General features: G+C 70.6%; 10 protein-coding genes. 4 read left to right on the top strand and 6 right to left on the bottom strand.

What is annotated here, in order from left to right:
* Positions 1-138 precede the first annotated feature (138 nt).
* The gene (locus ACLQ7T_RS09805) at positions 139-735 is read left to right on the top strand and encodes a DNA-3-methyladenine glycosylase I (protein ID WP_420479268.1); all 597 of its coding nucleotides are present in this window, start codon (positions 139-141) and stop codon (positions 733-735) included.
* A gap of 23 nt (positions 736-758) precedes the next feature.
* Positions 759-1,358 carry a ribonuclease HII gene (rnhB, locus tag ACLQ7T_RS09800; RefSeq protein WP_420479271.1) on the top strand — a complete coding sequence of 200 codons (600 nt, stop codon included), beginning with the start codon at positions 759-761 and terminating at the stop codon, positions 1,356-1,358.
* A gap of 3 nt (positions 1,359-1,361) precedes the next feature.
* On the opposite strand, the gene ACLQ7T_RS09795 is transcribed toward rnhB, so the two are convergent.
* The 6 genes from ACLQ7T_RS09795 to ACLQ7T_RS09770 form a co-directional block, all read right to left on the bottom strand.
* A complete protein-coding gene (locus ACLQ7T_RS09795; protein WP_420479267.1) occupies positions 1,362-1,625 on the bottom strand; it encodes a hypothetical protein in 264 nt (87 codons plus the stop codon).
* Between the two features lie 45 nt (positions 1,626-1,670).
* Entirely contained in the window at positions 1,671-2,711 is a 1,041-nt protein-coding gene (locus tag ACLQ7T_RS09790) for a DNA adenine methylase (RefSeq protein WP_420479266.1), read from the bottom strand.
* A 21-nt stretch (positions 2,712-2,732) separates the two neighbouring features.
* Positions 2,733-4,175 (bottom strand): pyruvate kinase, encoded by a 1,443-nt coding sequence (gene pyk, locus ACLQ7T_RS09785; RefSeq protein ID WP_420470696.1) that lies wholly within the window; start codon positions 4,173-4,175, stop codon positions 2,733-2,735.
* A 105-nt stretch (positions 4,176-4,280) separates the two neighbouring features.
* Positions 4,281-5,996: an alkaline phosphatase family protein gene (locus ACLQ7T_RS09780; protein WP_420479265.1), complete on the bottom strand. Its 1,716-nt coding sequence runs from the start codon at positions 5,994-5,996 to the stop codon at positions 4,281-4,283.
* A gap of 89 nt (positions 5,997-6,085) precedes the next feature.
* Positions 6,086-6,718, bottom strand: a complete 633-nt coding sequence (locus tag ACLQ7T_RS09775; protein WP_420479264.1) for a 2-dehydro-3-deoxy-6-phosphogalactonate aldolase — start codon at positions 6,716-6,718, stop codon at positions 6,086-6,088.
* Positions 6,715-7,596, bottom strand: a complete 882-nt coding sequence (locus ACLQ7T_RS09770) for a 2-dehydro-3-deoxygalactonokinase (RefSeq protein ID WP_420479263.1) — start codon at positions 7,594-7,596, stop codon at positions 6,715-6,717. The genes ACLQ7T_RS09775 and ACLQ7T_RS09770 overlap by 4 nt, the downstream gene beginning before the upstream one ends.
* Before the next feature lie 294 nt (positions 7,597-7,890).
* On the opposite strand from ACLQ7T_RS09770, the gene ACLQ7T_RS09765 reads away from it, so the two are divergent.
* The gene (locus ACLQ7T_RS09765) at positions 7,891-10,122 is read left to right on the top strand and encodes a WD40/YVTN/BNR-like repeat-containing protein (protein WP_420479262.1); all 2,232 of its coding nucleotides are present in this window, start codon (positions 7,891-7,893) and stop codon (positions 10,120-10,122) included.
* Positions 10,119-11,753, top strand: coding sequence for an alpha-L-fucosidase (locus tag ACLQ7T_RS09760; protein ID WP_420479261.1), 1,635 nt, complete (start codon positions 10,119-10,121; stop codon positions 11,751-11,753). The genes ACLQ7T_RS09765 and ACLQ7T_RS09760 overlap by 4 nt, the downstream gene beginning before the upstream one ends.
* Positions 11,754-11,756: the final 3 nt, after the last annotated feature.

The following is an 11,756-nucleotide window of genomic DNA, read 5'->3' as shown; positions in this document are numbered from 1 at the left end:
TCAAACCCCGGGCGAGGCCCGGCGTCCCGCGCCCTTCCCACCCTCGCCGGGTCAACCGGTGGAGGACGATGACCAATTCCGCCCACCCCCCACACCCGACACCCCACGCCCCACGCCCCAACACGCTATGCTCCCCCTATGACCGACTCACACGCTGACGGCCGCTGCGGTTGGTGCGGAACCACCGACGCCCTCTACATCGCCTATCACGACGAGGAATGGGGCGTGCCCGAGTACGACCCGCGCGCCCTGTGGGAGAAGCTGATCCTCGACGGCTTCCAGGCCGGGCTGGCGTGGATCACCATCCTGCGGAAACGCGAGGGCCTCCGCGACGCCTTCGACGGCTTCGATCCCGAGAAGGTCGCCGCCTATGGCGAGGCCGACATCGAACGGCTGCTCGGTGATCCCCGCATCATCCGCTCGCGCGCCAAGATCAACGCCGCCATCCGTGGGGCGCAGATCTGGCTGGAGATGCGGGACAACGGGGAGGACTTCTCCGCCTGGCTGTGGTCCTTCGTCGGCGGCGCGCCGATCCAGAACGACTGGTCCGACTTCCGCGAGGCTCCGGTGAAGACGCCGGAGAGCGAGGCCATGGCCAAAGCGCTGAAAAAGCGTGGCTTCAACTTCTGCGGCCCCGTGATCGTCTACGCCTTCATGCAGGCGGTCGGCATGGTCAACGACCACCAGACCCCCTGCTTCCGCCATGCGCAGGTGCGGGCGATGGCCCGCCCGTGAGCCAGGTCCGCACCGCCCCCACCCTGTCGCTCGAAACCCTGCTGGCCCAGTCCGTCGGCGGGCTGGTCTGCGGCGTCGACGAGGCCGGGCGCGGTCCCTGGGCCGGGCCGGTGTCCGCCGGCGCGGTCATCCTCAACCCCGACGACCTGCCCCCCGGCATCGATGACTCCAAGGCCCTGACCGAGAAGCGCCGGGCGGCGCTGGAGCCCGAGATCAAGGCCCGCGCCCTCGCCTGGGGGGTCGGCTTCGCCTCGGCGCGGGAGATCGAGGAGCTGAACATCCTCGGCGCGACGGGCCTGGCCATGCGCCGCGCCGTCGAGGCCCTGCCGGTCCACCCCGCCGCGGCCCTGGTGGACGGCAACTACCGCTTCAAACTCCCCTGCCCGATCCAGACGGTCGTGAAGGGCGACAGCCTCAGCCTGTCGATCGCCGCGGCCTCCATCCTCGCCAAGACGGCGCGGGACCGGGTCATGATCGAGCTCGACGCCCTCTACCCCGCCTACGGCTTCGCCCGGCACAAGGGCTACAACGCCCCCATCCACGCTGAAGCGCTCAGGCTCCACGGCCCTTGCCCGGAGCACCGGCGCACCTGGGGGCCGGTGAAGGCGCTGCTGGAAGGCTAGGCGTCAGATATGCAGGGCGCCGCCCAGCATGGCGCCCATCATCGCGGCGATGACCCCGCCGCCGACGATCAGGGCCCATTCCGGAAGGGCGCGCACCATGTCGCGGAAGGTCGGCTCCATCGTCTCCGGGACGGCGCTGGCGGAGCGGGCTTCCACACGGCGGGCGGGCGGCGTCTTCCAGGCGGCGACGCCGAACGCATCGGCGGCCCGGTCGTAGGCGCGGACGCCTTCCATGCGGCGCGAAGGGGTCATGTGCATCGTGTCCATGGCGGACAGAACGGTCGCGGACTCAAGCCGTTCCCGAACGCCCCGTCAGGCCGCGTCGGCGACCTCGATCCGGCGATCGCCGACCACGAACAGATACTCGACGTTCCTCAGCCGCCCGACCGCCCCGACCTTCTCCCCCTTGGGATTGTGGATGCCGATCCGGGCCCCGACATAGCGCGGCCGGGCGATCTCGATCACCTGCACCTCGCCCCGCACGGACAGCATGGCCACCAGCTGGTCCCGGCTCAGATAGCCTTCGTCGTTGAAGGACACGACGAGGTTGGGCGCCTTCAGGTTGGCGATGACCGACTCCAGCGCCGGACCGATGCCGGGGCGGCTGTTGAAGGCGCTCTTGCGGGTCTTCACATCGATCCGCTTGTTCGCCACCCCATAGGTCTCGGGCTTGTCCCACAGGACCAGACTTTCCCAGCAGTGGTAGTTCCCGAGGTAGGAATGCTGGTTGTAGGGCGGATCCAGATAGACGAGGTCGGCCTCGATCTCCGGGGCGATCTGAACCGCGTCGGCGTGGGTCGCCTTGCAGGGGCCGCCGGGAACGCCGGGCAGGATGTCGGGCATTCGCAGCTCCAGCGGCTTCAGCGCCCTTGGAGCCCAGGACTTCATATAGGCCATCTGCAGGCCCGCCGTGGAATCCACACGGTCCGCCGCCTCCATCAGGGCGACCAAAGCCACCGCCTCAAGCTCCGGCTCCAGCGCCATCGCCGCGATCCGCTCGCGCATGGCGTCGATGACCGCGCCGTTGTCGGGATGGAAGAAGCGGGCGTCCTCGCAGAAGGCCCTGGTGAACCAGCCCGCCTCGGGCTTCAGTCCCCGCAGTTCGGCCAGAACCGCCTCGGCACGCTCAAGCCAGCGCTCGCGGTCCGCCTGCACATAGGCGGTGGCGAGGGTGTGGGCATAGGCGTTGTGATCGTTGGACCAGACCCGGAAGCCCTGCCCTTTCAGGGCATGGCCCACCCGGGCCGAGCCGGAGAACAGGTCGCACACCCCTCCCCCCTGCGGCAGCAGGGCGGCGACCGTGGCCGACACCTGACCCAGCAGGGCGCGCTTGGAGCCGATGTACTTGATCACGTCGCCTCCCTTCGCGAGGGATCAGGCGCGCCCCTTGCCGCCCTTCTTGGTCGGAGCATGGGCCAGACGCAGCAGATTCGCAGCCCCCGGCGCGCCGAAGGGCGTGCCGGCGAGGATCAGGATCCGCTGGCCCGGCTCGGCGAGGCCGTAGGCCATGGCGCTGGTGACCGCGTCCTCGGTGACGTCCTCCAGGGACGTCGGCTCCTTGCCCAGCCGGGTCTCCAGCCCCCAGACCAGCGCCAGACGGCGGGCGGTGTCGGGGTTCGGGGTCAGGGCCAGCACCGGCTGCAGCGGGCGCTCGCGCGCCATGCGCCGGGCGGTGCCGCCCAGGGTGGTGAAGACGACGATACAGGCGGTCGACTGGGCTTCCGCCGCCTTGCGGGCCGCAGCCACCAGGGCGTCGGCGTCAAAGTCGTGCATGCCGGCGTGCTCGGCGTCCATCAGGCTGGGCCAGAGGGGATCGCACTCGACCCGCTCGATGATCCGGCTCATCACCGAAACGGCCTCCAGCGGGTACTGGCCCGAAGCGGTCTCGGCCGACAGCATCAGGGCGTCCGCGCCCTCATAGGCGGCATTGGCGACGTCCGAAGCCTCGGCCCGGGTCGGGGCCGGGGCGCTGGTCATCGATTCCAGCATCTGGGTGGCGACGATCACCGGCACGCCGCGATCGCGGGCGGCGCGGATGATCTGCTTCTGGGCCACCGGCACCTCTTCCGGGTCCAGCTCCACGCCGAGATCGCCGCGCGCGACCATCACGCCGTCGCAATAGTCCAGGATGCTGTCCAGCTGGGCCAGGGCCTGGGGCTTCTCGATCTTCGCCAGACAGGCGGCCTTGCCCTTCACCAGCTGCTTCAGCTCGGCCATGTCCTCGGCCTTCTGCACGAAGCTGAGGGCGACCCAGTCAACGCCGATGCGCAGGGCGAAGGCCAGGTCCTCGCGATCCTTCGGCGTCAGGGCCGAGACCGGAATCACCGCTTCCGGGACCGCCACGCCCTTGCGGTCGGACAACTTGGTCCCGCTCTCGACGGTGACGTCGGCCCACTCGTCGGTGCGCTTGCCGACCCGCAGGCGGACCCGGCCGTCATCCAGCAGCAGCAGCATGCCGGTGCGCAGGGCCTTGAAGATTTCCGGATGCGGCATCTGCACCCGCGTCTCGTCGCCGGGGGTCGGATCAAGGTCGAAGCGCATGGTGTGGCCGGGCGCCACGTCGATCTCGACATTGGCGAACCGGCCCAGCCGAAGCTTGGGCCCCTGCAGGTCCGCCAGCACGCCCAGCGGACGCTTCAGCGCCATCTCGGCGCCGCGCACGGCCTTGAGGGCGGCGGCGTGATCCTCGTGCGAGCCGTGGCTGAAGTTCAGACGGAAGACGTCCACTCCCGCCTGGGCGAGCGCCTTCACCGTCCCGGGGGCCCGGCTGGCGGGGCCAAGGGTGGCGACAATACGGGCGCGCCGGGCTCTGTTCATCGTGAGGCTCTGGTCGTTTTACGGATGCGCGCCCCTTGTGCCTGTGAAACACGAAACGGGTAAGGCCGGTCCGCGTCCTCGAAACACGAGTTTATGAAACAGGCTTCACCGGCCGGCGGGGCAGGTCGATCCCCCCGGGGCCTGCAGCTCGATGCACCGTCCGTCCAGTCCGGCAGGCGTCGGCACGCCGACGATGGGCGCGAGGGTCGGGGCGATGTCGATGGTGCGGACCGGCAGGAAACGCTCCTGCCCCTCTGCGCCCGGCCACCAGAAGATGATGGGCACGCGGCGGTCATAGTCCCACGGCGTGCCGTGGCCGGCGATGGTGCCTCCGACACGGCCGCCGGCGACCACATTCTCGTTGAGGGCGACGATAATGTCCGGAGAGCGCCCGGCGACCGTCGACAGCCGCAGCCGCTGGCGCACCGTCATCAGGTCCGGGGTGAGGTCGGCCGGCGGCAGGGGTTCGGCCAGCAGGACGTCCCGGCTTTCAGCGAACGCGATGTCGGGATTGGCGCGCAGCAGCGGCAGGGCCGCCTCGACCACCCGGGTCCGCAACGGCTCGGGCAGGACGCGCAGCTCCTTGTCCCCGACCACCAGTCCGCTCCCGCCCGAAGACAGCGGTCCGTCGGCCAGGCCGAACTGCGCCTTCAGGGTCTCATTGATCGCAGCCAGACGACGGGAATCGGCGCGATGGGCGTGCGGGTAGCCGCGCTCGGACAGGCGCTCGACGAAGTCGGACCCGCCGTGGTCGGCGGTCAGCACCACGATCGCCCCTTGCGGCAACTGATCGAGGAAGCGGCCCAGGGCGGCGTCGAGCCTGAACATCTGCTCGCACATCTCCGGCCCCTGGGTCCCGTAGCCGTGCCCGATGCGGTCGGTGGCCGACAGGCTGACGCCCAGCATGTCCACCACCCCGCGCCGGCCGAGCTGCCGGGTCTCCAGAAGCTCCGTTGCGGCCTCAAGGGTCAGCTCGTCCAGGATCGGCGAGGTGTCGAGGGCGAAGTTCGCCGGCGGCAGCGCCGAGGTGAAGGTCCGGCCGTTGATCGCCCACTCGCCGTCCAGCCGGCGGCAGGCGTCATGGGTGTAGGTCCACGCCGGCGGCGTCGCCGCCAGGCGTGCGGCGATACGGCTGTTCAGGGCCGCGACCGGTTGCAGCCGGGCCTCCGCGGTCTGCCCAGGCTCGACATAGGTCGTGAAGCCGAAGCCGTCCGTGTACCAGTAGGCGCCGTCGCCCAGGTGGCCGTTCAGGTTGATCGCCCCCCGGTCCTTGCCGGACACGGCGTAGACCCGGCTCTCCGGGCTGGCGGTCTTGAGCCAGTCCGCCAGGGTGGTGGCGTCCAGTTGCCCGGGGCCGACCACGCCGTTGTCCGTGGTGTCGTCGCCGTGGGCCAGATGGTTCTGCGGCGCGAACAGGCAATAGACCTCCTTGCCGGTCGCCGGATCGATCCAGTCATTGGCCGGGATGCCGGTGCGGGCCGGATTCATGCCGGTCAGAACGGTGGAGTGCCCCGGGCAGGTCTCGGTCAGGCCGTGCTGCTGGAAGCCGTTGGCGTGCACCCGGCCCTGACGCGCCAGGGTCGCCAGTCCGCCGGTGAAGTCGTCGCGGTACTGGTTGAACAGATTGGCGCTGAACTGGTCGATGACGATGGTCACGACCAGCGTCGGACGGCTCGTCGATTCGGCCGCGGGGGCAGGTCCCTCGACCGCCACCGGCGCGGTTCGCGGCTCACCCGTCGGGAGCCAGCCCTGGACGGTGGCGCATCCGCCGAGGGCCAGAAGGGCCGCGGCGGCGGCGAGGGTGGTGCGAACTCGGGTCACTTGGCGTCTCCTGCGGTCGTCGCCGGGTAACGCCTGCTCACGACACTCCTGCGACAGCCGGGACTGCTACGCTCCCCGAACCGTCGATGCTAGCCCCGGACGGCGCTCCAGGCGGCCACAAAGGCCCGGGCGCGCTCGGCGACCCCGGCGGCGGTCATGCCCGGCTTGAACAGGGCGCCGCCGACGCCGAAGCCCGAAGCCCCCGCCGCATGCCAGCCCGCCAGATTGTCCGGCGTCACGCCGCCCACGGCGTACAGCCGTTGGTCCGACGGCAGGACGGCCCGCAACGCCTTCAGTCCGGCCGGACCGGCGATCTCCGACGGGAACAGCTTGAGCACCTGCGCCCCGGCCTTCAACGCGGTGAAGGCCTCGGTCGCGGTGAAGACGCCCGGCATGGACAGGGCGCCGACGGCGACCGTCTCGCGGATCACATCGGGATCGGCATTGGGCGAGATGATGATCTGCCCGCCCGCGTCCGCCACCTCGCGCACCGCCTCCGGCGTCAGGACCGTGCCCGCGCCCACGAGAGCCCGATCCCCCAGCGCCTCGCGCAGACGCCGGATGCTGTCCAGCGGGCGCGGCGAGTTGAGCGGCACCTCCAGACAGGTGAAGCCGGCGGACAGCAGGGACTCACCGACCTCAACCGCCTCGTCGGGGGTCAGGCCGCGCAGGATGGCGACCAGCGGCAGGGCATCCAGCCGGTCCAGAACAGCCTTTGTCATCGCATCGTCTCCCAGGCCCGCCACAGACCGGCGGCGGTGGCCGCCTCCACGTCCGCGACCACAACATCCTCTAGTCCGGCCAGGGCCAGCGCCGACCGGTAGCGCTCCGCCAACGCCGGCGCGCCCAGCAGGGCGATCCGGCCCTCCAGTCCCTCGCGCGCCTCGCCGGAAATCTCGGCGCCGATCAGAAGGCCCGACAGATAGTCCTGAAGGCCGGACGGGGCCACGCGTCCGGCCAGCATGCCGACGCGGGCCGAGAACAGGGTCCGCCCCAGCGGCGCATCCTCCAGCCCGGCGAGGACCCCCGCCGTAAAGGCCTCGCCATCCGTCCCGGCGGCGCCGCCGAGGAAGGAGGGAGCGCCGCCGATGGCCGCGAACATCTCCCCGGTCATGTGGGTGCGAAAATCACTGATCCGATCGCCGTCCATACGGGCCCATTTGCTGTGGGTGCCGGGCGCGATGATGCGGTCAAAGCCGCCCCCCAGACCGAACAGCTGGGTCTCCTCGCCCCGCATCACATCGTCCAGCATGCCGTCGCGCCAGACGGCCACGCCCGGCAGGATATGCACCTCCGGCGAGTCCGCCGGCCGGACGACATAGCCCGCGAGGTCGGCAAGACCCGCCGGACAGGGCGCATAGGGGGCCTCCAGCCAGCGCCCCCGCGCCCCGGCCATGCCGCAAACCACCACCGGCAGATCTTCGTCCAGCCAGTCGGACGCCACCTCGGTCAGAACATCGGCGAACCGGTCCGGGGCCAGGGTCGAGGCCCCGCGCCCATCATCGCGCCGCCCGAGAACGGCGCCGCCTTCCGCCATGCGGAAGACCCGCAGGTTGCTGGACCCCCAGTCCACGCCGATCAGGGCCGTCGCTGTGCTCATGCCATCCGGATTAGCGAAAAAGGAACGGCGCGGCGATGACCGCCGCGCCGGAAGAGTTCACGGGCCGGAACAATAGGGAGACCGCCGACCCGCCACGGGCCCGTCTGAGGGAAAGGTCGAAAGGTTGCCCTTGAACGACGCTTCAGACGGGATCGCGTTTTCACCAATGCAAATATGCTTCACAGGTGACAAAGCCGTCAAGGTGATTTTAGATAGCGCTAACATTCCGACACAGAAGCGGTTTGAGGAAACATGACGGACGGGAAGCGCGGTCTCACCCGGAGACAGGCAGCGATGCTGGCCACGGCGACACCCCTGCTGGCGGGCGCGGGTCTGCCACAGACGACGCCGGCCTATCAGTGGCGCAATGTGAAGGTCGGCGCGGGCGGCTTTATCCCGGGCATCGTCTTCAGCCGGGTCGAACGACATCTGGCCTACGCCCGCTCGGACATGGGCGGGGCCTATCGCTGGGACTCGCGGTTGGCGCGCTGGCTTCCGCTGCAGGACGACACCCCGATCTCCAATGACTTCGGCGTGGAAAGCATCGCGCCCGATCCGGTCGATCCGGACGTCGTGCACGCCGCCGTGGGCGTCAGCCGCCACGCCCCCGCGGCCATGCTGCGCTCGGAGAATCGGGGGGGCGCCTGGCGCCGGACCCCTGTCCCGTTCCGGATGGGCGGCAACGAGGACGGGCGCGGCCTGGGCGAGCGGCTGGCCATCGACCCCAACGACACCCGCATCCTCTATTACGGCTCCCGTCACGACGGCCTGCAGCGCAGCACGGACGGCGGCCTGACCTGGCGTCGGGTGGCGAGCTTCCCGCTCCGGGGGCTCGGGCTCGAGCTCGACGGACCGACCCACGGCGGCCTGTCCTTCGTCGTTTTCGACCCGACCAGCGGAACGCCCGGCGCCGGTTCACGCGTCATCCTGGTCGGCGTCGCCGATCCGGGCGGCCCCCGGCTGTACCGCTCGCGGGACGCGGGCGTCAGCTGGGCGCCGGTCGAGGGCGGCCCCCGCCCCGAACTGTCCGCGGCCAAGGCCGAGCTCGATGATCGGGGCGTGCTGTTCCTGACCTGCTCGCTCGGCATCGGTCCGAACGGCGTCACGGACGGGCAGGTCTGGCGGCTGGACACCCGCACCGACGCCTGGCGCGACATCACCCCGCCCCGTCCGCTGGGCGGATTCATGGGCGTAGCCGTCGACCGGACCCGTCCCGGCGTGGTCGTGGTCTCGACCCTGAACCGGTGGCAGCCCGGCGACACTCTGTGGCGTTCGGTCGACGACGGCAGCAGTTGGACCAGCCTGCGCGAACAGGCCCGACGGGACGTCAGCGCGACCCCCTATCTCTACTGGGGGAACGACGAGCCGGACTTCGGCTGGTGGATCGCCGCCCTGGCCATTGACCCGTTCGACGGCGACCACGCGGTCTATGCGACCGGCGCGACCGTCTATGCGACCACGAACCTGTCCGCGGCGGATCGAAGTCAACCAACCGACTGGACCCCGTGGGTGGAAGGCATCGAGCAGACCGCCGTCATCACCCTGATCAGCCCCCCGGTCGGCCCGCATCTGCTGACCGGTTTCGGCGACATCTCGGGCTTCGCCCATGAGGATCTGGATCGCTCCCCCGACCTCCAGTTCACCACCCCGGTCTTCGCCAACACCAACCAGATCGACTACGCCGGGCGCGCGCCGAACATCGTGGTGCGCAGCGGCACGCCGCACGAAGGCGTCGGCTCGGAGGGCCATGACGGCTCGACCCTCGCCTGGTCGGACGACGCCGGACGCAGCTGGAAGCCGCTGGGACGGCCACGCCCCGCCGGCGTGCCGGAGACGGCCTCGAACCCGCGCATGGACCTGTATCGGGATGCACCGATCGCGGTGACGGCCGACGGAGCGACCTTCGTGCTGGCGACGCCGCAGGTCATGTATTCCGACGACCGGGGAGCGGGCTGGCGCCCCTCGCAGGGGCTGCCGCTGTTCCTGCGTCCCGTGCCGGATCGGGTCGACGGGCAGTTGCTGTACGCGCTCGATTTCGCCACAGGCGGCTGGTTCATCAGCACCGACGGGGCCCGCAGTTTCACCCGGATCGCCAGCCGGGGCCTGCCGCCGGATCTCGGCCCGGACCGGGTCACCTGGCGCGAGCAGGCCTGGCCGCTGAAGGCCACGCCCCGCCACGAAGGCGACCTGTGGTTCGTGTCGCGCGACGGCCTGTTCCGCACCCGGGACGCCGGGCAGTCCTTTGCCCGCGTGGCGTCGGACCTGTCGGTCGAGATGATGGATTTCGGCCGCGCGCCGCCGGGCAGGACCTACCCTGCCCTGTTCGCCATCGGCACGCGCGGCGACGTGCGCGGGGTCTGGCGCTCGGACGACGAGGGCCTGAACTGGATCCGCGTCAATGACGCCCGGCACGAGTACGCCCGACGCTTCCGCGCCATCGCCGGCGATCCGCGGGTGTTCGGCCGGGTCTATGTCGCCACCGACGGCCGTGGCGTGGTCTATGGGGAACCGGAGGGACAGTCATGAGCAGCACCCGGCGCAATCTTCTGAAGGCGGGCCTCGCCGCCTCGGCCCTTCCTGTCGCCGGTTGCGCGACGACCGGCGGCGCGGCGGGCTCGGGTCCGTTCAGGCCGACGTGGGAGTCGCTGATCGCAGGCTATTCGACCCCGGACTGGTTCCGGGACGCCAAGCTGGGCCTGTGGGCGCACTGGGGGCCGCAATGCGTGCCCGAGTTCGGCGACTGGTACGGGCGCCAGATGTATATCCAGGGCAATCCCTTCTACGATCATCATCTGGCGCACTACGGCCATCCCAGCGAGACCGGCTTTCTGGACATCATCGGCCGCTGGAAGGCCGAGGCCTGGCGGCCGGAGGAGTTGCTGGACCTCTTCCAGGCGGCGGGGGCCCGCTACGTCGTGGCCATGGCCCAGCATCACGACAATTTCGACCTGTTCGACTCCCGCCATCATGCGTGGAACAGCACCCGTGTCGGGCCCGGGCGCGACATCGTCGGGACCTGGGAACGGCTGGTGCGTCAGCGGGGCCTGCGCTTCGGCGTCAGCAACCACGGGGCCCACGCCTGGCACTGGTGGCAGACCGCCTACGGCTATGACGCCGAGGGGCCGCGCGCCGGTCGCCGCTACGACGCCGCCACCCTCACCCGGGCCGACGGGGCGGGCAAATGGTGGGACGGGCTGGACCCGCAGGAGCTCTACACGGGCCCCACATTCGCGCCCCCCAACGGCATCGACACCATTGCCGGTATGAACGCCTGGCACGATGAGCGCGACGGCCAGTGGATCGAGACCCCGCCGGAGGCCAACCCGGCCTTCACCCGGTCCTGGGTCGCCCGGCAGAGGGATCTGGTCGACCGCTACAAGCCGGACCTGGTCTATTTCGACAACTACGGCCTGCCGCTGGGCCAGCACGGTCTGGATGCGGCGGCCTACCTCTACAACGCCTCACTGGCGTCGCGGGGCGAACTGCCGGTCGTCAACGGCAAGCGGCTGGAGCCGGCGCAGCGGCGCGGCATCGTCGAGACGGTCGAGCGCGGCTTCAACGACGCCCTGATGCCCGAGCCGTGGCAGACCGACACCTGCATCGGCGACTGGCACTACAACCGCAGCCGGTTCGAGAACCACAGCTACGTTCCGGCCAAGGGCGTGGTCCAGCGGCTGTGCGACGTGGTGTCGAAGAACGGCAATCTGCTGCTCAGCATCCCCATGCGCGGCGACGGCTCCATCGACGCCGACGAGCGCGCCATTCTCGGCGATCTGGCGGCCTGGGTGGCGATCAACGGCGAGGCCATCTTCGAGAGCCGCCCCTGGCGCATCTACGGCGAAGGCCCCACCGCCGTCGCCGCCGGCATGCATGGTGAGGCCGGTGCGCGCCCCTGGACCGCCGGCGACATCCGCTTCACTACCCGCGCCGGCCTCCTGTACGCGCTCGCGCTGGACTGGCCGGAAGACGGCAAGGTCCACATCCGCGCCCTCGGCCGTCAGGCGCTGGAGGGCCGCACGATCGAGCGGGTCGAACTGGTCGGCGGCGGCGCCCTGCCCTTCAGCCAGACGGCGGACGGGCTGGTCATCGACCTGCCCGCAGACCGGCCGGTGGCCTTCGTGCCCGCCTTCCGCATCCGCGGCGCCGGACTGGTCTGACGA

Origin of the sequence: Brevundimonas sediminis, assembly GCF_048799765.1 — a bacterium.
Taxonomy (GTDB): domain Bacteria; phylum Pseudomonadota; class Alphaproteobacteria; order Caulobacterales; family Caulobacteraceae; genus Brevundimonas.
This window is presented reverse-complemented; position numbering and strand designations above follow the sequence as displayed.